Raw genomic sequence first — 23,384 nt, forward strand, 5'->3', positions numbered from 1 at the left:
GCTCCACTTATGGTTGCAAGCTAATTTCAATTTCATTTGCAACAACAGTATTAAGTTGTTTAGTTCTGTCTTGTCTTCCTGCAACCGTTTTTACGTCTTGTTTATCCATAAGTTCACCTAACGTAATATTGTTCAGGAATTGACTGATTCGCTCACTCAAATCATGCCACAGGCTATGAGTAAGGCATCGCTCTCCGCCTTGGCAATCTGAATTTCCTTGGCATCGTGTTGCATCCACTGATTCGTCTACAGCACGAATAACTTCACCTACTGCGATATCTTCAGGTACACGACCTAATTTGTAGCCACCACCTGGTCCACGAACACTTTGTACAAGATTTTCTTTTCTTAGGCGCGAAAACAATTGCTCTAAATATGACAATGAAATTTCCTGACGCTCCGAAATATCGGCTAACGAGACCGGCCCTCTACGAGAATGTAATGCAACATCTAACATAGCAGTTACGGCATATCGGCCTTTGGAAGTTAGTTTCATAGAAAATACCAGTTAACAAGATACTGTGAATTTTCACATACCCGACTAATTTAGTCAAGTATTAGACCTAGTAATTTAGTCAGGTATTACTTAGAAAAAGTAATGTTTAGATGGATGGATCAAATGCATCCTTTTCTTTTTGAAAATCATCAACAAGATCAGAGTCTTGAAAGTTATCTAAATTAATAGAAGGTAAAGAATCTCCACACACAGTGCCGCCCATTTTATTAATTTCTTTACACATTTCTTCTACTTTGGTATCAATCAAATGCACATGTTCTAACATAACTCCAATGGCATTCGCCACGGGATCTGGGTTATCTGGGGCGACCGCGTACGCATCAAATCCATATTTACGCGCGATTTTATCACGGTGCTGATGTTTATCCTGATCTTTTTGCTGTTTTTGCACGACTATTCTGCCAGGAATACCGATTACTGTGGCATTTTCAGGTACATCTTTAACCACCACTGAGTTAGAGCCAACTTTTGCGCCTTTGTGCATAGTAATAGGTCCAAGCACTTTAGCGCCCGCTCCCACCACGACATTATCTTCTAAGGTAGGATGACGTTTTCCCCCGTTCCAGCTTGTTCCGCCTAAAGTAACACTATGATATAGGGTGACATCATTACCAATCTCTGCCGTCTCACCAATGACCACTCCCATACCGTGATCAATAAAAAAGCGACGTCCTAGTGTGGCTCCTGGATGTATTTCTATGCCCGTCAACCAGCGTGAAAATGTTGAAATGCTGCGAGCAAGCCACAACCAGTTAGATTTCCATAATTTATGAGCGAGACGATGTAACCAGATTGCGTGCAAACCGGGATAGTTAGTCAGTACTTCAAAGGTTGTTCGTGCTGCTGGATCGCGATGAAATACACTTTGAATATCTTCTTTTATTCGCTCAAACATAGTTTTACTTAGAGATTTCCTAATCTTTGGCTTTAATCGATTTATCCACTGAAGCTAAAATACCCCTTAAAATATTCAGTTCTTGGGTTTCGGGACGGGCTCGATTAAACAAACGTCTTAATTTGGTCATCACCATACCGGGATGTTGGGGAATGATGAAATTCGTTTTTGAAAGGGTTTGTTCCAAATGACTATAAAAACGCTCTAGATCATCAGCCAAAGGGTATTCATTTGGTTCACTTTTGATACGTGACTGATTTAAAAAAGCCATTCTAATTTCGTAACACAGTGTTTGCACTGCCGCGGCTAAGTTGAGAGAGCTATATTCTGGATTGGCAGGAATACATACATGGAAGTGACATTGCTGCAACTCCTCATTACTTAAGCCATTATTTTCACGTCCAAAAACCAAAGCTACTGGATATTTCTGCACTTCGCCAATGAGCTTTTCACCGCATTCTCTTGGCTCAAGCATTGGCCAAGGTAAGGTTCTTGAACGGGCACTTGTACCCACAACTAAGCCACAATCTTGCACCGCTTCTTCTAAGGTCGAAACTATTTTTGCATTGGCTAATACATCACCCGCCCCTGCTGCAAGGGCGCTCGCTTTGCCATCAGGCTTATCAATAGGATCAACTAAAACTAATTGGCTTAACCCCATAGTTTTCATAGCTCTTGCGGTAGAACCGATATTGCCAGTATGAGATGTATTCACCAACACAATACGCACATTCGCTAGTAGCGAAGTGTCAAGGTTAGCGGCGGTATTTTCAGAGTTAGGCATAATTATTTTCTTTTGTTGGTCACGATGTATTAAACGGATCAAAGTAAGTTCTAAACGTCTGTTAATTTAATGGATTAACAGACCACTTTATTTTCAAGGCTAACTCTTCAACAAGGCTAACAGCCCATCAGCAGCACAAAATCTAAGAGCTGCATCAGCTTGCTGACGAACAACGGGTTTAGCATGATAAGCCACACCCAACGCAGCCTGCTCCATCATTACCAAATCATTAGCACCATCACCTAAAGCAATGGTTTGTGAAGCATCAATTTGATAACGCTGTGCCAATAAGTTCAAGGTATCAGCTTTACTTTGAGCACCAATAATTTCCCCTACTACCTTGCCCGTTAACTTACCGTCAACGATTTCGAGTTGATTGGAAATGGCATAATCTAAATTCAAACGTTCGGCCAAATAATCAGCAAAGAAGGTGAAGCCTCCTGACGCTATAGCGAGCTTCCAATTAGCTTTTTTAAGTTTAGCCAACAAACGGCTGATCCCTGGGTTAATTGGAACTCCATCGCGTACCTGTTTGAGAATAGATTCATTGGCTCCCTCTAAACAAGCTACACGGCTATTCAAGCTTTGCGCAAAATCAAGCTTACCTTGCATGGCTAATTCAGTCACTTCTGTTACTTGCTTGCCTACACCTGCCAACTTTGCAATTTCATCAATGCACTCAATACCGATGACAGTGCTATCCATATCCATCAATAACAAGCCTGGCTTAGCTAGCGTGGGGCGTTGTTTCAAGAAACTAATATCCACTTGAAACTTCACAGCAGCGGATTCAATAACAGCCGCTAAGTCAGCAGAACTGGTAACTTCCACTTCTGCTTCAAAAACGCAACCGCTATTGCCTTCGTAGCCTGGTTTAAATACCAATATATTAATTACATCCGCTAATACAGTTTGTACTTGATACAATTTTTCCAAATTCAAACTTTCTGAAAAAAGGATCAGTTGTTGTGTACAGGTCTCGCTGCTCTCAGCTAATTCAATTTGCTGATCGTCAGGTAAGGTGAAACTCACATTTTTATGATGAAGATTGGTCAAATATTTGGCCGATAGCCATTCTTCTTTTGATAATTTGGTCGAAAGCACAATTAACCCACCGGATTATTAATTAGGACAGGGATTTTACCGATTTCAATAGGTGACGCAATAAGATATCCCTATGACTTAGAACAATTAACCAACTGAGTTTAATTTAATAAATAAAACAACAACTAATATTGGCAAACGTGGCAAATTGTCTTATTGTCTAGGCCATGGATATGACAAAATTCGGATTGGCTGATTCAGCTCAAAAAGTCCCCAGTAATTACTCAATTTTCAAACGAGTAGCAAATCTCACATTATTAGTGGTAGCGGCAGCTATTTGTGTGAACATCTGGTTATTAAATACCGAACAGTCGCAAAATTGGCATAACAATCAATCGTCACAACTGGGTCGCAGTTTGGCCAAATTCACAGCCGATATTATTGCTCCCCATTTACAAAAACGACAAGATGAACAAATTCTTCAGTATATCAACTTATTAACTCAAGACCAGCATGTCGCAGGGGTTTCAATTTATGATCGTTCAGGTAAAGTGGTTGAAAGCAATGAACAAAATGCTTCTGTACTAGCAAGTTATTTAATTGAAGATGAATTTCCTTTAGTGTTTGTCGAAGAAGTTTTTTTGGAAGATAAATTATTGGGTTATGTGAGATTGTTGCTAGATAAACAACAAGTAATGCTCTACCACTTAGAATATCAGAATCAAATTTATAAACAGCTTCTAATGCTGATGTTGGTAGCGGGTTTGGTGGGGCTATTACTCACTCGAGCTTACTATAAATTGCGCTTTCGGCATTATGAAAAAGTAAGTAAATCCAGTAGAATCTAAGGGAATCAAAAACTCACAAAACTAGGCCCTAGTGTTTTTGTCTAGTCATTCAAAGCAAAGAGCTCGCAACTGTTAGCGCTAGTCTGTTCAATCACCTCTTCAACGCCAACATCCTTAATAACGGCAATATGCTGCGCTATTTCAGGTAAATACTCAGGGCTATTCCGTTGTCCTTGCTTGCCACAAATAGGCATGTCCGGCGCATCAGTTTCCAATACAATTGCACTCAGTGGTAGCTGTTTTAGGACATCTCTGGTCTTGCGAGCTCTAGAGTAGGTAATAACACCACCAAACCCCAGTTTAAAGCCCAAATCTAAATAACTTTTAGCTTGCTGATAACTGCCAGAAAAAGCGTGGATCACCCCTGATTGCTGAAACTTTTGCTGCTTCAAGGTACGAATAATTTCATTGTGTGAACGGCGGTGATGGATAATAACAGGTAGTTTGTAATGCTTGGCTATAGTGAGTTGCTGAGTAAAGAAGTCTTGTTGTTTGTTTTCGCTGTGCTGGTCAGTATCATGAAAGTCGAGACCAATCTCCCCAACCGCTCTGACCATTGAATGCTGCTCAATTAAAGTAATTAGATTATCTATATGGGCGTGTTCACTTTGGTTAATAAAATATGGATGTATGCCTAATCCATACTCTAACATTGATGATCTTTCGCACAGCTCGATTAGGGACTGCCAGCGACTAGATTGAGTCCCTGGGATGATAATTTTTTTAATACCCAGTTGTGAACAACGATTTAGCACCTCATTTCTATCTATATCAAAGGCATCAAAATCTAAATGACAGTGGCTATCAATCATTACAGCCAGTCTTCCATTAAGGCATTAAACGTTGTATTTGCCAGTTCTGACTATTCGAGTCTGCTGTTTGCTGTGTATCCCCTAAGGTATAAACAAAGCGATTGTGCAGACGATGCTCTCCTCCCTGCCAAAACTCGATTTCATGGGGAACAACACGGTAGCCACCCCAAAACTTAGGAAGAGGGATTTCCCCTGCAGAGAATTTCTTTTTCACTTCATCAAATTTACTCATTAACATTTGACGAGTAGAGATGGGTTGGCTTTGTTTCGATGCCCATGCCGCTAACTGACTTTCCTTCGGCCGAGAAAGAAAGTACTTGGCCACTTCGGCGGTACTAAGAGGCTGAGCAGTACCACACACTTTGACTTGTCGCTCCATAAAATACCATGGAAAATGCAGGGATACTTTAGGGTTATGGGCCAACTCTGTTGCTTTTCGACTACCTAAGTTTGTATAGAATACAAACCCTCTGTCATCCACATCTTTGAGCAACACAATACGTTGAGACGGCTGACCATCAGGAGAAACTGTGGCCACAGTCATGGCCGTTGGATCTGGTGAGTCCGAATCAATAACCTGTTTGAGCCAATGGTTAAATTGGTTAATTGGGTTTGAATCGAGATCCTCTTGACGTAGCTCACCCAGGTTGTAATTTCTTCGAAGACCATGGATATTTGCCATCTCACTCACCTTTGTTAATTCACTCACGCTTCTAATGATAAGCGGGCTTAATAATTGTTATCTCCGTAACCCAAGCTTCTAAGGGCACGCTCGTCATCTGCCCAGCCTGACTTAACTTTAACCCAAAGCTCCAAAAACACTTTGTTTTCGAACAAACTTTCTAGATCTTTTCTTGCCTCTGCGCCAATAGTTTTTAGCCGTTGCCCACCCTTACCTATCACCATGCGCTTTTGCGTCTCACGCTCAACTAAAATCAAGCCATTGATTCGATAGACACCATTTTCAGCAAGCAAAAATTGTTCTATTTCTACGGTCACAGAATAAGGTAATTCGTCACCGGTAAAGCGCATGAGCTTTTCACGTACAATTTCAGCTGCCATAAACCGACTTGATCTATCGGTTATGTAATCCTCAGGAAAATAAAACTCACTTTCTGGCAAGGTGTAATGGACCATTTCCCGAAGCTCTTCGACATTGCGCCCTAACTTAGCGGAAACCGGCATGATTTTTTCAAAATCATGTTGCTCCTGAAGCCATTGCATATGTGTCATCAATTGGGTTTTATCTTTTACATTGTCACTTTTGTTGATTAACAACCAACAGGGCAATCCGGATTGCTTAATCTTATTAAGCACCATTTGATCATCATCGGTCCACTTTGTGCCTTCAACTAAGAACAAGACCAGTCCGACTTCTGCTAGAGAACTTGATGCAGCACGGTTCATTAGTTTATTGATTGCACGCTTTTCTTCCACGTGTAGTCCCGGCGTATCAACAAAAATAGCTTGGTGATGACCTTCTGTATCGATTCCCATGATTCGGTGACGTGTGGTCTGGGGCTTTCTAGACGTGATACTCACTTTTTGCCCTAACAGCTTATTCAGTAGCGTCGATTTTCCAACATTAGGACGCCCCACGATGGCGACCATGCCACAAAATGTTTTTGCCTCTATCACGTTAACTTCTCCAATACCTGTTTGGCCGCTTCTTGCTCTGCTTTTCGACGTGAACTACCTCGACCCGACACTTTTTCAGATAAGCCCTCAACCGAACAGTTAACCACAAATATTTGGTCGTGATCTTTACCAAGCACTTCTACTACTTCGTATTCTGGCAAAGGCAACTTGCGGCCTTGGAGAAATTCCTGCAATTGAGTTTTATTGTCTTTGGGGTGAGCTGTGGGATCTAAATCATTAAATCGCGATGCGAACCAATTCAAAATCAACTGCTTACAGCAATCTAAACCTGATTCTAAATAAATTGCACCAATGATCGCTTCAACGGCATCAGCAAGTATTGAGCTGCGTCGATAACCGCCACTTTTTAGCTCTCCTGAGCCAAGCAATAGAATGTCCCCTAGCTCAAACTCTCTACCGACTTCAGCTAAGGTTTCCCCTTTTACTAAGGTCGCTCGCATTCTAGTGAGTTTACCTTCGGGTTGCATTGGAAAACGTTTGAACAATTCTTCCGCAACCACCAGCCCTAAAACAGCATCACCTAAATATTCCAAGCGTTCATTGTGAACATTTTTATAACTGCGATGAGTCAAAGCCAAAGTAAGATTATCTGCATCTAAAAATTGGTAACCAATGCGTTTATATAATTTTTTGTAGGATGGGTTTAGCGCCATTTATTCAATGCCACCCACACGCTCAAATCGCACACCCGTAGGTATCCACGTTGGCAATATATCTTCAGGAGCACGTTCAAATTCAAAACTAATCCAAATAGCAACCGCTTTACCGACTAAATGATCGTCTGAAACAAATCCCCAAAAGCGGCCATCTTCACTATTGTCACGGTTATCTCCCATAACAAAATAATGTCCTTGTGGCACAACCCATTCGCCAATTTTGGTACCTGGTTGCTCATGGTAACGACTAATATCATCTAACCTTCTTGGGAAAATAAGGATCTCATGATTCACATCACCCAATTTTTCACTAAATTTATTAATCTGATAACCTTGATAGTTATACTGTCCCAAAAAGTCTCGTTGTACTTTGTACTCTGGCAAACAATCTTGCCCTGAAGGACATGCAGGTTTGATGTACAAATCTTTAGACGAATAACTAATTGTATCGCCTGGTAACCCAACGACTCGTTTAATATAATCTAACTTGGTATTTTCTGGATATTTAAAAACAACGACATCGCCACGTTCTGGCTCACCCGTTTCAAAAAACTTAGTACGAGTGACAGGATCTTTTAAACCATAAGAAAACTTTTCTACCAGAATAAAATCGCCCACTAATAAAGTTGGCATCATTGAACCAGATGGGATCTGAAAAGGTTCATATAAAAAAGACCGCAAAACCAACACAAATGCAATTACCGGAAAAATTTGCTGTGCAGTATCCACTAAATAAGGAATAGGTAGCTCGGTACCTTCAGGTAAAGCGTTGCCGCCGTTAGCAGCAATGACTTTTTGCCGACGTTTTGGCGCGAACACCTTGGCATCTATTAACCAAATCAAGCCTGATGCAACTGTTATAAAAACTAGAAATAATGAAAAGTAATTGGCCATTTATTTTCCTACCTTGAGTACGGCTAAAAATGCATCCTGCGGTAACTCAACATTACCCACTTGTTTCATACGTTTTTTACCTTCTTTTTGCTTCTGTAGCAGTTTTTTCTTGCGACTCACGTCACCACCATAACATTTTGCAATTACGTTTTTACGAAGCTGCTTTATGGTACTTCTGGCTATAACATGATTTCCAATAGCGGCCTGAATCGCAATATCGAACATTTGTCTGGGGATTAATTCCCGCAATTTTTCAACTAAGTCCCGACCACGCCCCTGAGCGTTATCCTTATGGGTAATAACCGCAAGGGCATCTACTCGCTCTCCATTAATTAAGATATCTAAACGCACCATGTCAGCAGCATTAAACTTAATAAAGTTATAATCCAGAGACGCAAAACCGCGGCTAGTTGATTTCAAACGGTCGAAAAAGTCCATTACCACTTCAGCCATTGGTAATTCATAAACCACTGCAACCTGCTTACCGTGGTAGGTCATATTAGTTTGTACACCACGTTTTTCGATACATAGTGTTATTACATTACCTAAATAATCTTGTGGTACCAAGATATGAGCTTCGACAATAGGCTCACGAATTTCAGCAATGTCATTTATTGGAGGTAATTTAGACGGGTTGTCTACTTTGAGTAATTCACCTTTAGTGGTTTCTACTTCATACACTACGGTTGGCGCAGTAGTGATCAAATCTAAGTCGTATTCTCTTTCCAGACGCTCTTGAATGATTTCCATGTGCAACATACCCAAGAATCCAATTCGGAATCCAAAGCCAAGTGCAGAAGAACTTTCAGGCTCATAAAACAACGATGCATCGTTTAGGGTAAGTTTCGCTAACGCATCGCGGAAATCTTCATATTCATCAGAGCTGACGGGAAATAAGCCTGCATACACTTGCGGTTTAATTTTTTGAAAACCAGGAAGAGCAGCTTCAGCCGGCGCTTTTGCTAACGTAATAGTATCGCCAACCGGCGCCCCTTGAATATCTTTAATACCGGCAATGACATAACCCACTTCACCAGTTTTAAGCTCGCCGGTTTTGGTTTGTTTAGGTGTAAAGATCCCCACATTATCAGCTTGGTGTACTGCACCATTTGACATGATTTGTATTTTATCTTTGGCGTTGAGAGTTCCTTCCATCACTCGTACTAAAGAAACCACACCTTGGTAGTTGTCAAACCAAGAGTCGACAATAAGTGCTTTTAATGGTGCGTCAGGATCGCCTTCTGGAGGTGGAACTTGACGAACAATCACTTCTAAAACATCTTCAATTCCAATTCCGGTTTTAGCAGAACAACGTACCGCATCAATTGCATCGATACCGACTATATCTTCAATTTCTTCGGCAACACGGTCGGGTTCGGCTTGTGGAAGATCAATTTTATTCAAAACTGGAACCACTTCCATATCTAAATCAATGGCGGTATAACAGTTTGCTAAGGTTTGTGCTTCAACACCTTGTCCTGCATCAACGACTAACAATGCCCCTTCACATGCAGCTAAGGAGCGTGACACTTCATAGGTAAAGTCAACATGCCCTGGTGTATCAATGAAATTCAACTGATAAGTTTCACCATCTATGGCAGTGTAGTTTAGGGTGACACTTTGGGCTTTAATCGTAATCCCGCGCTCACGCTCAATGTCCATCGAGTCTAATACTTGCTCAGACATCTCACGTTGGGTCAAACCGCCACAATGTTGAATAAGTCGATCTGAAAGAGTCGATTTACCATGATCAATATGGGCTATTATGGAAAAGTTACGAATGTGCTTATGTTGCATAGTTTAAGACTGTTACCTACAGCTAGTGCCCTTGCTATCAAAAGTGATGAAGCAGGAACGAATAAAAAATAATTTGGCGGGGATTTTACAGTGTTCTGGAGCACATTGCGATAATGTTCTGACGAATACTAGGACAATTGATTTAATACTTGGTAATAAAACGATATTTAGGGATAGATACTCACTTATCGTGGTGCACGTTTAGTAGTGACAGGGGTCACAGGCATGATTGCAAAAACATCCCCCGATCGGCAAGTTGGATAGCATCCTGATATTTGAACAGATTATTTGGCGTTAACGACTAAAGCATCATCTTGGGCAGGTAAAATAGCCAATAACTTAGGTTGGAATCGATTCTTATTCGGTTGATTCGCGTACTTTTTAAGAAATTTGAACGTGATAAATGTGCTAAAAAAAGCAGCTCCAACAATCCAGAGTTCATGTTGTAAATCAATTAAAGGTAACAAATATTGTGCACTTAACGCGGTAACAATCATCACCAACAGTGGCAATAAATAGATCATTGCAGAAGCCGTCAACAGCTGATTTTCTGCAACCCCAAGCTTAACTTTTTGACCAACTTTGGCGCTGTGATGACAGCGTAAAATCAATTGCTCTTTTTTCGGGGTAAACGCTTTAGCAACCACGCCGGTGCCGCAGTTATCTTGCGCCTGACAACCACCGCATGTAGATTTAATTTCGGTTTCAACCCAAATATGATCTTTATCCACTGCGGTAATAACCCCAATCTCTTCAATCACGTTATTGCACCTTAATTACTGAAGCGGCGATAGAGTTTGCAGTGTTAGCGGGAATTTTTCCAATTACCGTGACCAGAACTGGCCCTTGCTTTCTTGAAAAATAAATATCAGAACCAAAGCGAGCGACTATATCGCTTTCTGCTGCAGACGCAGTGGCTTGTTGCATATACACAGAAATATCAACTAGGCCATCACTTAACATGAAATATTCTAGTGGGCCTGCATTGTCTGGAAGTTGACGGACACTATGTTTTATCTGTTTCATACCCACAGGGACATAATCAACTTGCCATAACTTATCTACTTCCTCAGTTGCTTCAAACTGAATAACAGCTGGCATTGTTGCCGCTTCTAATTTAGCAAAATAAGGGTCTGGTTGTTCCGTTACGTTTAATTCAGTAACTTGAATCTGTTCTACTTTTTGACCGTTCAATTCCATTACGTTAATTTTTAACGGCAAGCCAGTTTCCTGATCTAACCAAAGGTTATATCCGTAACGGCTTTTATCTTTACTTATCATCCGAATTTGTTGAGCAACTTTACCAGAGATCCGGCTCTTTCCGATGATTACAAAGTCGTAGGAACTCAGAAGTGATTTAGGATCTGTTAGCAATACATTCGGCATAGGTCCAATAATGTAACCTGAAGCTAAACTATAGGGTGCACGGTGAGACTCAAAATAACTGACTTTATCCCCGACCCTCACAACTTCGCGTCCTGGACCATTTAGTTGATCGAGTTGCTCCATTTCAATGCCATGTTCATTCACGCCATGACGCCAAAGGTAAGGCTGAGGATCCGATCCGGGTTTGGATAAAACAAATGAAACAGTATAATTGAGATGAGTTTTAGCGTTGGCCATTTTGTCTAGCCACATTAACACGTTTGGATCTTGGATTAATCCAACCTGCGCACTAGCCAATTTGACACAACTAAAAAAGAGTATTGCAGCCCAAAGATAATTGAGCTGCAGAAAGTATTTATTCAGGAAGTTTCTCACGTTCTTGGTTTACTTCTGGTTGATTAGCTTCAGATTTAACTTCATCTACCAAAGCACTTTCGTCTTCAAGATAACGTTGGCTATCTTTTAGCAAGACTTGCTCCATATGGTCGTTAATAAACGCGTTGATACGACGTTGATGATCACGAACACTTACCGCTGGTGTCACCTGTGTTTGCTCTAGGCTAACTGGCGATAATCCACCTTGGATACCAGGGTATGAAGCTGGAGCGGGGTTGAACACCTGCTGCTCATCTTGATTCAATTGTTGAACACCAACAACTACTGCAACGGCAACAGAGGCGGCTATCGCTAATTGACCACCAGAGCGAACTAAAGGTACCACATTACTGATAACCGGTAGATCACGCCAAGTACGCTTAGGAGCTAATATAGCAGGTTCAGACTCCAATGCAGCCGCAATAGATGCGCTTACATCAAAATCCGCGCTTATTGGCATTTCTTTACGCATAGATTGGCGAATAATGTGATAACGCTGCCACTTAGCGGCCATTTCATCATCATTGAGGATATCAGAGACAAAGTTATCGTCCTGACTCTCACCGTCAACAAATGCGGACAAATTTTCATGCTTATGCGTCATAAAAGGTTCCTGAATTAACGCTTCATTCTTCAACATTTTTTCACAAATGTCATTTTTTATCTTTCTAAGAGCGGGTTTAAGACTCTATCTATCGCCTCTCTCGCTCTAAAAATTCTTGAACGCACTGTCCCAACAGGGCAGTCCATCACATTCGCTATATCTTCATAGCTCAACCCTTCCAATTCACGTAATGTAATAGCCATGCGTAAATCTTCGGGCAATTTATCAAGTGCATCAAATAACACTTTTTCAAGTTCTTCTGACATCAGACTACGTTCAGGGGAGTTTTGTTCCTTTAACGCGTCACTTCCGTCATAATAATCCGCTTCTTCTGCATCCACATCACTGGCAGGAGGCTTTCTCCCCTGCGAAACTAAATAATTTTTTGCACTATTAACCGCAATTCTGTATAGCCAAGTGTAAAAGGCACTGTCACCGCGAAAATTAGGTAAAGCCTTATAAGCTTTAATAAAAGCTTCTTGGGTCACATCAGCTACATCACCTGAATTTTTCACATAACGTGACACCAAATGCGCCACTTTGTGTTGATACTTAGTTACCAACAAACCAAACGCGTTTTTATCTCCGCGTTGTACTTTTTCAACAATTTGTTGATCCGTTATCTGCTCGCTCATTCGAGCCATCACTCCTAATACAAATACTACCACGGCTCTCGCAAGCACAAATATAGACTGTACGTATTGCGAAAAGTTCGATTTAAATTAAATTATTACAAACTTTCTATTAAAAGGCTTATTTTCACAAGCTGCCAATTCTGATAGGGTCTGCAAATTCATTCCAATTGGCTATTATACTATATGAGCTCTACTGTTGAACATCGTTGTGACGTTTTGATTATTGGAAGTGGCGCAGCAGGTCTTTCATTAGCATTGAAGTTAGCTGAAAAATATAACGTTATCGTGCTAAGTAAAAGTGCGCTATCAGAGGGATCCACTCGATATGCTCAGGGTGGGATCGCTGCGGTTTTTGATGAACAAGACTCTATTGAGTCACATGTTAAAGATACCCTTGAAGCCGGCGCAGGCCTGTGCGAAGAGCAAGCCGTTCGCTTTACGGCTAACCAAGCAAAATCCTGTATGGAGTGGCTTATCAATTATGGCGTCCCCTTTGATCAAGAAAAAGATGAACAAGGTAATTCCCGCTACCACCTAACCAGAGAAGGCGGACACAGTCACCGCAGAATTTTACATGCAGCCGATGCCACAGGCTTCGCAGTTCAAACCTCTTTACAAGAAGCGGTGATGCAACATCCTAATATTCACCTATTTGAACGATATAATGCCATTGATTTAGTGCGTCACGAAGATGCTCCAAATCAATGTTTAGGTGCCTATGTTTGGAACCGCAAAAAAGAACAGGTGGAACTTATTCGCAGTCGATTTACTGCTTTGGCTACTGGCGGAGCAAGCAAAGTTTATCAGTACACCTCAAATCCGGATGTTTCCAGTGGAGATGGAATAGCAATGGCGTGGCGCGCAGGTTGTTCAGTAGCGAATATGGAGTTTAATCAATTTCACCCAACCTGCCTGTTTCATCCAGAAGCCAAAAACTTCCTAATCACCGAAGCATTGCGAGGAGAAGGTGCATTTTTATGCCATGCTGATGGCAGTAAATTTATGCATAAATTTGACCCTAGAGGTGATTTAGCGCCGCGAGATATTGTTGCCCGCGCAATCGATTTTGAAATGAAGCGTCTTGGAAAAGACTGTATGTATTTGGACATTAGTCATAAATCAGCCGATTTCATTGTTAAACATTTTCCAAATATTTATCGTAAATGTCGCTCCCTTGGCATTGATATTACACGCCACCCTATTCCCGTAGTGCCTGCTGCCCACTATAGTTGTGGTGGAGTAAAAACCGATTTTAATGCTAAAACAGATTTAGATAACTTGTATGCCATAGGTGAAGTAGCGTACACAGGGTTGCATGGTGCTAACCGCATGGCCAGTAATTCATTGTTGGAGTGTGTTGTGTTTGCCCATGCAGCAGCTAATGATATTTTAGCCAAATCTGACAGACCGACTTTTAACCAATCAATTCCCCCTTGGGATGAAAGCCAAGTGGGTGATTCAGATGAAGAAGTCGTGATACAGCATAACTGGCATGAGCTACGCCTATTTATGTGGGATTATGTTGGCATAGTGCGCACTAATAAACGGTTAGAAAGAGCGTTGCGCAGGATAGAGTTATTGCAACAGGAAATCCACGAGTACTATGCTAACTTTCGGGTTTGCAATAACATATTGGAATTAAGGAACTTAGTTACAGTGGCTGAACTCATCGTACGTTGTGCAATGAAACGTAAAGAAAGTCGTGGTTTACATTATAATCTTGATTATCCAGATACCCTTGATAAAGCTGAAGTCACAGTGCTTAGTGGTCGCAGCAGTTTACCATCTCAACGGCTTGACTCGTAAACACCCGAGGTTATTTTTGAGAGGGGGAGATTTCCATCTCCCCCTACTTTAAACTTCTATGCGAAGTAATACTAAAACATTATCTGTCCCTCGCAGTGACAAATTTGTTTATCTTCGCTGGTAAGCACAAATTGTGATTTAGACGCCGTGTTAGACGCCTTCGACAAAATTACATCCGATGGCAAAAATAAAGGCTTCAAAAAGTTAACCTTCACAAAAAACGTATCAGAAATTTGCTGTTGGAACTCAGACACAATTCTTGCCTTACTCCACATTCCGTGTGCAATAGCAGATTTAAAACCGAATAATTTGGCACTAATTTGACTCAAGTGTATGGGATTAAAATCACCTGATACTTTACCGTAACGACGACCTATACCAATATCACAATGCCATTGGCTCATAAAATCTAGGTTAGTATCTAATTGATAGGGTGTAGATTGGGACTTGCCAACAAAACACGACTTATTAACAGCTAATAGCTCACTTACAGACTGCCATATCACTTGCTGATGCTGATAAAAAGTAGACTCAATTTTAAAACTTATACCTTTTACATGTCGCTTGAAACTAACAAGCTTACTTTCAAGTTCTAATTCACTGGAACGATCTAACGGCATTAACACTTCGATTTGATTACTTAAATGCACAATGCCTAACAATGCAAACGGAAACTGCTCATTGAGCATTAATTGCATATGTTGTTTGAAAGCATATAAATGTAAAAAGCATGGATGGATGTCTTCGTGCTGGGTCTCGTACCATTGAACTACATTGTGGTATGCCTTGATTTTAGCCCCATCGACTCTATTAATTTTTTGTCGAATATTCTGGTCCAACCTAGGCAGCAATGCTGAATCAAACACTAAAGGGTGATTTCTTTTTAGACCTGCTTTTAAAAAATCCAGCATAAATACCTTAATCCTTACCGACCAAAACCGGGCCAATAATAGCTTAACGGCCATTATCCAAAAGGGAGTACAAATATACGAGCCCGTTAACAATCCATTGGCTGCTGGCATCGCAATATAATTCGACAAAGACGCCTGAAATCTTGTTCAGAAACTTGATCTTTTGCCAACCACAATAAGCGCGGTTGGTTATCAAACACGGTTTTTTCGAAGAACAGACAGATAAAAGCACCACAAATTTTACTTTGATGGCTGAGTTTACAATATCCGTGATGAGCACCTTGCAACCAATTGACTTCCCCTGTGGGGGTTAAGCTCATTACACTTGGAGAACACTTTTGCTTCCGTTTGAATATCCAGCCAAGACCGAATATCAAGGTGAGAAGACTGCAACCACTTTGTAATAGCAATTGGGCTGGAATAACGGACTCTTTCCACAGCCAAAAGGTCATTATTAAAAAGCTAATCCAACTGATTTGTAAGCAAACCATTAGACGGCTTTTTGCAATGCTGATCCTATACTTTGACACGGCTCAAAATATACTCGACCATTTGCGCAAGCTCGGGATCTTCGCATTCTTGATGCCCCATAAACCAAGCAAACAGGTCGGGATCATCACTGGTTAGTAAACGTTCAAAGACCAATTGTTGAGATTCATCCAAATCCTCAAACGCTTCATCAACAAACGGCATAAAAAGGACGTCAAGTTCAAGCATGCCTCGTCGACACGCCCACTTCAATCTAGACAATCTTTTTTTATCAAACATCCTGGCTCCAGGTAAAAATATTAAACATTGTGGGATAGCTATTTTAGTCAACGTATTATTGAATAATTAGCCGAAGCTAATTGTATTCTGATTATGCTAAAAAATCTCAGACAAATTCACGAGACACTTGCATCTGAGTCCTAAAACCCCATTATAGTGGTCATGATAGATAGATTAACAAGGTATTAGCGAATATGCAGTCTAGTTTTTCAACACCAGAGAGTTTTTATGGTGAATTAACTAACCTAGGGATTATTTCCGTTGAAGGGGAAGAAGCAGTCAGTTATCTGCAAGGAAAAGTCACCAACGACATGGATTCATTAGGCGAAGAAAGGATACAACTTGGTTGCCATTGTGATTTTAAAGGCAAAACCTGGAATATTTTTCACGCCATCAAAACTCCTGAGGGAGTAGATTTACTGTGTCATCGCGAAAGTATCCCTGCATCATTGGCTGAGCTAAAAAAATATGGCGTGTTTTCTAAAGTCGAATTCAACGACACAACAGCTAACTGGCAGTATTTTGCGTTAAGTGGCGCAGAGTCAGAACAGTCATTAAAAGGTATCTTCGAACAACTTCCAACTGAACATTTGCAGGTTAACTCAAATGAAGATGGTAAAGTTATTCGCTTCGATGCGCCTTTTACACGTTATCTAGTGTTAGCTAAACCCGCTCTAGCGCAGCAATTGAATCAACAACTAACAACATCAAAAATGGCAGAAGCGTATTGGGAAGCTGCGGATATATTAAGTGGTTTAGCAAACATTCAAGGGGCCACCTCAGAGCAATTTGTCCCGCAAATGATGAATTTGCAAGCACTTCAGGCCATCAGCTTTGATAAAGGTTGTTACATGGGGCAAGAAGTTGTCGCCCGCACTAAATATCTAGGTAAAAACAAAAGAGCCGCCTTCATTCTAACATCAGACAATAGCTCTTCCTTACTTGCAGGTGATATTTTAGAGGCTAAAATTGGAGATAACTGGCGACGAAGTGGTACTGTATTGCGTAGCGCCTCGTTAGAAACTGGCACCTGCGTATTAGCGATACTGCCAAATGATACAACAGCAGAGCAAATATTTAGATCCAAAGAGAACCCAGAGCAACTATTTACGGTAGCGCCTTTACCCTACAGCCTTGATTAATTTATCCGGTGTGATTAACCAAACAATATAGAGAATAACGTTTTATGCTAATTTCAGAAAATGCCATTGTGACAATGCACTTTACCGTAAAAACCCAAGATGGAACACAAATTGATTCGTCCCGAGACGGTGAGCCAATGATCTACATGCAAGGTAGCCAATACCTTATTAAAGGCTTAGAAGATGCCTTAGAAGGTCGCCAAAAAGGCGATAAGTTTGCTCTCGATGTGCCGCCTGAACTGGCTTATGGTGAACGTCATGATGAACTTGTACAAATGGTACCAAAAACCATGTTTGAAGGAATGGAAGTTGAAGTTGGTATGACGTTTAGAGCGACAACGGACAATGGTGAGCAATCCGTCATGGTAATTGATGAAACTGATGATGAGGTTGTGATCGATGGCAATCACCCTCTTTCTGGTGTGCCACTGAATTTTGACGTTGAAATTCTAGAAGTAAGAGAAGCAACGGATGATGAAATAGCCCATGGCCATCCGCATGCCGAAGGCGGTTGTGGTCATCATCATTGATATTTTATCTAAAATGATTGAATGAAAAGGCGACCGAATTAGTCGGTAACCTTTTTGGTTTTAACAGGGGAATAAGTTTATGGTTGGTTTAAGCTGGACATATTAATCTGAAAACATTTTGAAAAACCGTTGTCTATTTTATCTTCATCTATAAACTAATAGTATGTAGTAAACGTTGATAATATTGAAATTATCTGCAAGTTCTTAACTCAGCGGAATAACATTTTGCAGAATCCAGTAACGAAAACATTCAAAACAATAGCTATAACGATTATTTTATTTATTGTTTTAGAGATAGCGTTGCAAGTTCGCTCACATATTCGTTTCGGTAAAAGTGTCTTCAACGCAATATCAGAAACAACTACCTTTGTCGTAGATCCTAAAACGGGATTATTACTTTTGCGCCCTAATGCAATCATTGAAGGTTCTCAGGCAACTATTCAATCCAATAGTTTAGGATTAAGAGATGACGAAATAGGAGAAAAAGAAGATGATGAGTTTAGAATAGCTATACTTGGTGCTTCGTCAGTAATGGGGACTTACACCAAAAAAAACAGTGATACGATTTCAGCTAAATTAAACAACACATTATCAAGCCATTTTCCTGAGAAAAATTTCAAGGTGATTAATGCAGGTATTGCAGGCTTAGTAGTTTATGAACAAATAAAATTATTAGATGAAATTATTCAGCCTTTGAACATTGATTTGTTGGTTTGGTATCCTGGGTTCAACGATATGACGGGGTACTGCCTTCAGCAAACTGAAGCTAAAGCAAGTCAAAAGGTTAATTTTGATTTACCGAAAATACAATTACCTAGCTGGTTACTTTCCATAGACTTGCTAATTAAAAATACAATAGGATTACGCACAACTGAGATTCAAAATACTGAGCAACTTGATCCTTCAACATTAGATACGTCTCGATATTCAAAAAAAATAAATCAATTATTAGACACAGCAGAGAAATTAAACGTTCCTACTTTAGTCGTTACTAACGCTAGAGCTTTCAGAACGGATATGCCCGAAAAAGAGCAATATCGACTTTCAGAAACGTCTCGATATTATAACAACTGTTTCGATTTAAAAGGAATCAACCAACTTTTCGACGATCACAATTTAATTATAAAAAGCGTAGCTGAATCCCGAGGATACCCTGTATTGGAGTTAAATGAATATATTCCCGGTGGAGATACTTATTTTGGAGATGCAACCCATTTTACAGTTAAAGGTAGCCAAAAAGTTGCTGAAATTTTTGAGCAAAAATTAATCACCAGTGGTTTAATTCCACAATGAGGGTTTGACAATTGAGCTTTCAATCTTTCCATTTCATTGTTTTTTTTCTAGTCACTCTTTTAATTGTTAGAGTACTTCTAGTTAAAAATAAAGACTTGAAAAAAACCTATTTACTTGCAGCTAGCTATTATTTTTACATGTGTTGGGATTGGCGATTTTCTGCATTAATTTTACTAATTACCCTAATTAACTATGTTGTTGGTCCTCAAATTCAGAAGGCTAAATCTCAAGCCCAAAAAAAGTTTTGGCTGACGTTGTCATTGGCATCTAGTCTGGGTATTTTAGCTTACTTTAAATATCTAAACTTCTTTATCGAAAGTGCCAACGAACTACTACAAGAGTTTGGATTTACAAGCGAACTACCTATCTTAAATATTGTTCTTCCCATTGGAATATCTTTCTATACTTTCCAAAGTATCAGTTACTCTTTGGATATATACCGGGAACGGGTTGAACCAGTCTCAAGCTTGAGAGACTTTGCATTGTTTGTATCCTTCTTCCCACAACTGGTTGCTGGGCCTATTGTTCGCTCATCTTACTTTCTTCCACAGTTAGATAATAATTATGAAAACACCGCCACATCTATTGAAGATGGGTTTGCATTAATCATTCGCGGCTTTATTAAAAAAATCATCATCGCTGATACCCTAGCTTTACATATAGTTGATCCTGCTTTTGCAGATCCTCAAGCATATTCGCCGTTATTTTTGCTGCTTGCTATCTATGCTTATAGCTATCAAATTTACATGGATTTTTCAGGATACACAGATATTGCTAGGGGAGTGGCTAAAACACTTGGCTATGAACTACAGATCAATTTTAATCGCCCCTATAAAGCGGTATCGATTTCAAATTTTTGGCAGAGATGGCATATTTCCATGTCTTCATTTTTTAGAGATTATCTGTATTTTGGCTTAGGCGGTTCCAAATCTGGCAATGTATATCGAAACCTCTTTATAACCTTCCTCATGATAGGTGTTTGGCACGGCGCAGGTTGGAACTTTGTCATTTATGGTTTTATACACGCTTCGTTTGTCTGTTTAGAAAGATGGCGACGAGAAAATCGCAGAAGACAGGGAATAGATGAGCAGTCTTTCAAAGGAAGTCGCCTTTTACTACAAATTTTTTGGATTTTTAACCTAGTTGCATTTTCACGCTTATTCTTTAGAGGTGGATCTTTAGAAGGAGCTGTTACATACGCACAATCTATGCTTCAATTTGATAATCAAAATACCCCTGTGAGTTTGGTTGGGTTGGGAATACTGGCTATTGCTATTACTGCACACTATTTACCTGACTCATGGACTTTCAGTTGGAAGAAAACCTACTCTTCTCTACCTTCTATCGTGCAATCAATACTGATTACAATTATCACCTTTTTGCTAATAGCATTTTCCTCAGGCGATGCACCTTTCGTATATTTTCAATTCTAATTTTAGTCTCCAAATTAAACATTAGTTTTGAGACTAAACGGCTTCTTCGTTTTCTTCACCTGTACGGATACGAATCGCTCGGTCGATAGTAGAAACAAAAATTTTGCCATCGCCAATTTTACCCGTTCGGGCGTTCTCCATTATCACTTCAATCACCCGATCAACCACGTCATCGGCAACGATAACTTCTATTTTATGTTTTGGCAGAAAACCGATGTGATATTCTGCGCCGCGATATAACTCTGAATGTCCTTTTTGTCGCCCAAAGCCTTTGACTTCGGTGACAGTCATACCCGAAACCCCTATGCTTGAAAGCGCTGATCGCACATCTTCCATTTTGAAAGGTTTAATAATTGCTTCGACTTTTTTCATCAAATATCCTTAGGGACTAGATTACTTCATGGCTATTTCAGAGCATTTACGTTGTTACTTTTAGTCGCAGTAACAAGCTTACATTCTAGCTGCCACCCATATTCACATTTAATTTACAACAGGTTAATAAAATATACCATCTGCAATTACCCTATCCGGACAAAGATCCCTAAGTTTTTTAAAACGTCGTACGCATTGTTTTTTTACTTCATTAACTAGCAAATCATCCTTAATCATAAAGCGTCGGTATAGGTACCCTTTTGTGTTGAGTCTTGGTGAATATTTCGATGAGTTTTAGCTCTACATCTTGTGAAACCTCTTTACCTTCCAGAAAGTCATCTATCTGGTCATAGGTCATGCCTAAAGCTTGTTCATCTGCCTTTTGAGGTGACAATGTTTCTAAATCAGCGGTTGGTGCTTTATAAACAATTTTATCAGGCGCACCAAGGTGAGCGGCGATTTGTCTAACTTGACGTTTGTTTAAACCAAATAAAGGAACTAGGTCACATGCACCATCACCGTATTTGGTGTAAAACCCCGTAATGTTTTCAGCAGAATGGTCGGTGCCAAGCACTAACCCATCCATCATTCCGGCAATCTCATACTGCACAACCATCCGTGAGCGTGCTTTTACATTCCCTTTTACAAAATCTTGTTTGTGGGCATCATCGGGCAGTAATCCAGCTGCGGCTAATGAACCACATGTTTGATCGTGAATTGCATCTGCGCCTGGTTGAATATTTACACTAACCGCATGACTTGGCTGTATAAAATCGATACTGATTTGCGCGTCTTCTTCGTCGGCCTGAACACTGTATGGCAAACGCACAGCAACAAACTGATATCCACCGTTAGACTGTTTATTCAAGCCATCAACAGCCAACTGGGCTAATCGACCTAAAGTGCAAGAATCAATCCCCCCACTGATCCCCAACACTAACGTTTTCATTCCAGAAAGCGTAAGTTGGTTCTGAATAAATGCGACTCGTCTTTCTACTTCTTTTTGCGGATTAATTTCTGGAAGTACGTGCATTTCTTCTAAAATGGCTTTTTTGTGCATCTCAGTTCTCGTTTTTTGGGTTGTTAAGCTGGGTACAACGTTCAGTAACGAACGGTTAAACTTATCTTGGCAATCGTTTTTGAAATAAACGTTATGCCTTTAAATTAAATATTTTCAAATACTTTGATGTGTAATTGTATACCTAAAAGTAGTTTAAATACGTTATTGTAACGTCTCATCAGGTTATTTTCAGTTCAGTAAATAAGCTAATAACATTTGGAGTATCTTTGAAAAGCGTAAACATCTCTTTGATGTCCAATACTTTACAAAAAGGCGTTACACTTGTCGAATTAATGATTGGCATTGCCTTAGTTGGCATAGTGTTAACTATAGCCGTTCCTTCTGCTCAAGGGATCATTATCAAAAACCGTATTGTATCAGAAGTGAATGAAATCAGCGGGGTAATTCAATTTGCTAGGGCTAACGCAGTGGGTGAACAACTTACCACAATCGTTTGCCCTACTTCTGATTTTTCGACCTGTACGACCAATTGGAGTCAAGTAAAAATGGTGTTTGGCGATGAAGATGGTAATGGCTCTAGGGGGGATGATGAAGATATTTTGGTGGCCACCTCACTTACTTCCAATAATAATTATGTTACCGGCCCGACCCAAGCCATTCAATTTAACCCCAATGGCTCGGCTAATGCACTATCTACAATACTCATTTGTCATGATGATAAAGAGGCTACTTACGCACGGCAACTGGTGGTTACCCCACAGGGTAGAGTTAAAATAAGTCAAGACTCAGACAAAAACGGCGTTCATGAAAGTATCACTGGTAGCGCGCTAAGTTGTAGCTAAGCTTTAACTGCGCTGAATGTTTATTTCGGCGCTAATCACTCTATTTCGCTTATCGCTTTTAATTTTTTTTCAAACTGCTCTAGGTGTTCCACTTTTTCATAATCAAAATGGTATTGATTGTGGAAACCAAAACGTAAACTAACCAATGCATCCTCTAAAAAGACCGTATAACCATCATGATCTGTATAGGCTTTAACCCCCTGAAAAAGATACCCACCTTTTACTGCCTCGCCTTTATCACGGATTTTTTCAAACACATTTAAAATAAAACGACTGTCTAATTCATTTTTCATGTAAACCTCCGAATTCTGCAAATAGGTTTATAAACATACCCATAGTGCTAGCTGGAAACTGCACCTA

General features: G+C 40.1%; 27 protein-coding genes. 7 read left to right on the plus strand and 20 right to left on the minus strand.

Translation table 11 applies throughout. The annotated features are described in order from the left end of the window. Positions 1-7 precede the first annotated feature (7 nt). The 4 genes from iscR to serB all read right to left on the minus strand — a co-directional run bounded on the left by iscR (position 8) and on the right by serB (position 3,300). A complete protein-coding gene (iscR, locus tag AB6T38_RS06195) occupies positions 8-496 on the minus strand; it encodes a Fe-S cluster assembly transcriptional regulator IscR (RefSeq protein WP_372546470.1) in 489 nt (162 codons plus the stop codon). A gap of 106 nt (positions 497-602) precedes the next feature. Next, positions 603-1,412: a serine O-acetyltransferase gene (gene cysE / locus AB6T38_RS06200; protein WP_372546471.1), complete on the minus strand. Its 810-nt coding sequence runs from the start codon at positions 1,410-1,412 to the stop codon at positions 603-605. 19 nt (positions 1,413-1,431) lie between these two features. Continuing rightward, positions 1,432-2,196: a tRNA (cytosine(32)/uridine(32)-2'-O)-methyltransferase TrmJ gene (gene trmJ / locus AB6T38_RS06205; protein WP_372546472.1), complete on the minus strand. Its 765-nt coding sequence runs from the start codon at positions 2,194-2,196 to the stop codon at positions 1,432-1,434. Between the two features lie 99 nt (positions 2,197-2,295). Continuing rightward, positions 2,296-3,300: a phosphoserine phosphatase SerB gene (serB, locus tag AB6T38_RS06210; RefSeq protein WP_372546473.1), complete on the minus strand. Its 1,005-nt coding sequence runs from the start codon at positions 3,298-3,300 to the stop codon at positions 2,296-2,298. 173 nt (positions 3,301-3,473) lie between these two features. On the opposite strand from serB, the gene AB6T38_RS06215 reads away from it, so the two are divergent. Continuing rightward, positions 3,474-4,088, plus strand: coding sequence for an AhpA/YtjB family protein (locus AB6T38_RS06215; RefSeq protein WP_372546474.1), 615 nt, complete (start codon positions 3,474-3,476; stop codon positions 4,086-4,088). Between the two features lie 41 nt (positions 4,089-4,129). On the opposite strand, the gene AB6T38_RS06220 is transcribed toward AB6T38_RS06215, so the two are convergent. The 10 genes from AB6T38_RS06220 to rpoE all read right to left on the minus strand — a co-directional run bounded on the left by AB6T38_RS06220 (position 4,130) and on the right by rpoE (position 12,906). Next, a complete protein-coding gene (locus AB6T38_RS06220) occupies positions 4,130-4,900 on the minus strand; it encodes a TatD family hydrolase (RefSeq protein WP_372546475.1) in 771 nt (256 codons plus the stop codon). A gap of 16 nt (positions 4,901-4,916) precedes the next feature. Then, the gene (gene pdxH, locus AB6T38_RS06225; protein ID WP_372546476.1) at positions 4,917-5,582 is read right to left on the minus strand and encodes a pyridoxamine 5'-phosphate oxidase; all 666 of its coding nucleotides are present in this window, start codon (positions 5,580-5,582) and stop codon (positions 4,917-4,919) included. Positions 5,583-5,629: 47 nt separating this feature from the next. Then, positions 5,630-6,511 (minus strand): GTPase Era, encoded by an 882-nt coding sequence (gene era / locus AB6T38_RS06230; protein WP_372546627.1) that lies wholly within the window; start codon positions 6,509-6,511, stop codon positions 5,630-5,632. A 23-nt stretch (positions 6,512-6,534) separates the two neighbouring features. Further along, positions 6,535-7,212 carry a ribonuclease III gene (rnc, locus tag AB6T38_RS06235; RefSeq protein WP_348490822.1) on the minus strand — a complete coding sequence of 226 codons (678 nt, stop codon included), beginning with the start codon at positions 7,210-7,212 and terminating at the stop codon, positions 6,535-6,537. Beyond that, positions 7,213-8,109 (minus strand): signal peptidase I, encoded by an 897-nt coding sequence (lepB, locus tag AB6T38_RS06240; protein WP_372546477.1) that lies wholly within the window; start codon positions 8,107-8,109, stop codon positions 7,213-7,215. Then, positions 8,110-9,906, minus strand: coding sequence for a translation elongation factor 4 (gene lepA / locus AB6T38_RS06245; protein WP_372546478.1), 1,797 nt, complete (start codon positions 9,904-9,906; stop codon positions 8,110-8,112). Between the two features lie 284 nt (positions 9,907-10,190). Further along, the gene (locus AB6T38_RS06250) at positions 10,191-10,667 is read right to left on the minus strand and encodes a SoxR reducing system RseC family protein (RefSeq protein ID WP_372546479.1); all 477 of its coding nucleotides are present in this window, start codon (positions 10,665-10,667) and stop codon (positions 10,191-10,193) included. A 1-nt stretch (position 10,668) separates the two neighbouring features. Then, positions 10,669-11,589: a MucB/RseB C-terminal domain-containing protein gene (locus tag AB6T38_RS06255; RefSeq protein WP_372546480.1), complete on the minus strand. Its 921-nt coding sequence runs from the start codon at positions 11,587-11,589 to the stop codon at positions 10,669-10,671. A 58-nt stretch (positions 11,590-11,647) separates the two neighbouring features. Continuing rightward, positions 11,648-12,271, minus strand: coding sequence for an RseA family anti-sigma factor (locus AB6T38_RS06260; protein ID WP_348490813.1), 624 nt, complete (start codon positions 12,269-12,271; stop codon positions 11,648-11,650). Positions 12,272-12,327: 56 nt separating this feature from the next. Continuing rightward, positions 12,328-12,906: an RNA polymerase sigma factor RpoE gene (rpoE, locus tag AB6T38_RS06265; RefSeq protein ID WP_372546481.1), complete on the minus strand. Its 579-nt coding sequence runs from the start codon at positions 12,904-12,906 to the stop codon at positions 12,328-12,330. Between the two features lie 183 nt (positions 12,907-13,089). On the opposite strand from rpoE, the gene nadB reads away from it, so the two are divergent. Beyond that, a complete protein-coding gene (gene nadB / locus AB6T38_RS06270; protein ID WP_372546482.1) occupies positions 13,090-14,712 on the plus strand; it encodes an L-aspartate oxidase in 1,623 nt (540 codons plus the stop codon). Positions 14,713-14,783: 71 nt separating this feature from the next. Here the strand turns inward: nadB and AB6T38_RS06275 are convergent, their stop codons facing one another. The 3 genes from AB6T38_RS06275 to AB6T38_RS06285 form a co-directional block, all read right to left on the minus strand. Then, positions 14,784-15,623: a MaoC family dehydratase gene (locus AB6T38_RS06275; RefSeq protein ID WP_372546483.1), complete on the minus strand. Its 840-nt coding sequence runs from the start codon at positions 15,621-15,623 to the stop codon at positions 14,784-14,786. 86 nt (positions 15,624-15,709) lie between these two features. Next, entirely contained in the window at positions 15,710-16,153 is a 444-nt protein-coding gene (locus AB6T38_RS06280; protein ID WP_372546484.1) for a protein YgfX, read from the minus strand. Then, positions 16,140-16,391 carry a succinate dehydrogenase assembly factor 2 gene (locus tag AB6T38_RS06285; RefSeq protein WP_348490805.1) on the minus strand — a complete coding sequence of 84 codons (252 nt, stop codon included), beginning with the start codon at positions 16,389-16,391 and terminating at the stop codon, positions 16,140-16,142. Before AB6T38_RS06285 ends, AB6T38_RS06280 begins: the two co-directional genes overlap by 14 nt. Positions 16,392-16,585: 194 nt before the next feature. On the opposite strand from AB6T38_RS06285, the gene ygfZ reads away from it, so the two are divergent. The 4 genes from ygfZ (at position 16,586) to AB6T38_RS06305 (ending at position 20,789) form a co-directional block, all read left to right on the plus strand. Continuing rightward, positions 16,586-17,533 (plus strand): tRNA-modifying protein YgfZ, encoded by a 948-nt coding sequence (gene ygfZ, locus AB6T38_RS06290; protein ID WP_372546485.1) that lies wholly within the window; start codon positions 16,586-16,588, stop codon positions 17,531-17,533. A gap of 44 nt (positions 17,534-17,577) precedes the next feature. Then, positions 17,578-18,063, plus strand: a complete 486-nt coding sequence (locus AB6T38_RS06295; RefSeq protein ID WP_348490802.1) for a peptidylprolyl isomerase — start codon at positions 17,578-17,580, stop codon at positions 18,061-18,063. 225 nt (positions 18,064-18,288) lie between these two features. Next, entirely contained in the window at positions 18,289-19,356 is a 1,068-nt protein-coding gene (locus tag AB6T38_RS06300; RefSeq protein WP_372546486.1) for a hypothetical protein, read from the plus strand. Positions 19,357-19,451: 95 nt separating this feature from the next. Then, entirely contained in the window at positions 19,452-20,789 is a 1,338-nt protein-coding gene (locus AB6T38_RS06305; RefSeq protein WP_372546487.1) for an MBOAT family protein, read from the plus strand. A 33-nt stretch (positions 20,790-20,822) separates the two neighbouring features. Here the strand turns inward: AB6T38_RS06305 and AB6T38_RS06310 are convergent, their stop codons facing one another. Continuing rightward, positions 20,823-21,161, minus strand: a complete 339-nt coding sequence (locus tag AB6T38_RS06310) for a P-II family nitrogen regulator (protein WP_372546488.1) — start codon at positions 21,159-21,161, stop codon at positions 20,823-20,825. Positions 21,162-21,390: 229 nt separating this feature from the next. Beyond that, the gene (nadE, locus tag AB6T38_RS06315) at positions 21,391-22,221 is read right to left on the minus strand and encodes an ammonia-dependent NAD(+) synthetase (RefSeq protein WP_348490799.1); all 831 of its coding nucleotides are present in this window, start codon (positions 22,219-22,221) and stop codon (positions 21,391-21,393) included. A gap of 227 nt (positions 22,222-22,448) precedes the next feature. Here nadE and AB6T38_RS06320 point away from each other — a divergent pair, with 227 nt between their 5' ends. Beyond that, on the plus strand, positions 22,449-23,024 hold the full coding sequence (locus AB6T38_RS06320; RefSeq protein WP_372546489.1) for a GspH/FimT family pseudopilin: 576 nt from the start codon (positions 22,449-22,451) through the stop codon (positions 23,022-23,024). Positions 23,025-23,059: 35 nt separating this feature from the next. Here the strand turns inward: AB6T38_RS06320 and AB6T38_RS06325 are convergent, their stop codons facing one another. Continuing rightward, on the minus strand, positions 23,060-23,317 hold the full coding sequence (locus AB6T38_RS06325) for a DUF3081 domain-containing protein (protein WP_372546490.1): 258 nt from the start codon (positions 23,315-23,317) through the stop codon (positions 23,060-23,062). Positions 23,318-23,384 lie beyond the last annotated feature (67 nt).

It is taken from the genome of Aliiglaciecola sp. SL4 (assembly GCF_041538045.1).
Lineage (GTDB): Bacteria > Pseudomonadota > Gammaproteobacteria > Enterobacterales > Alteromonadaceae > Aliiglaciecola.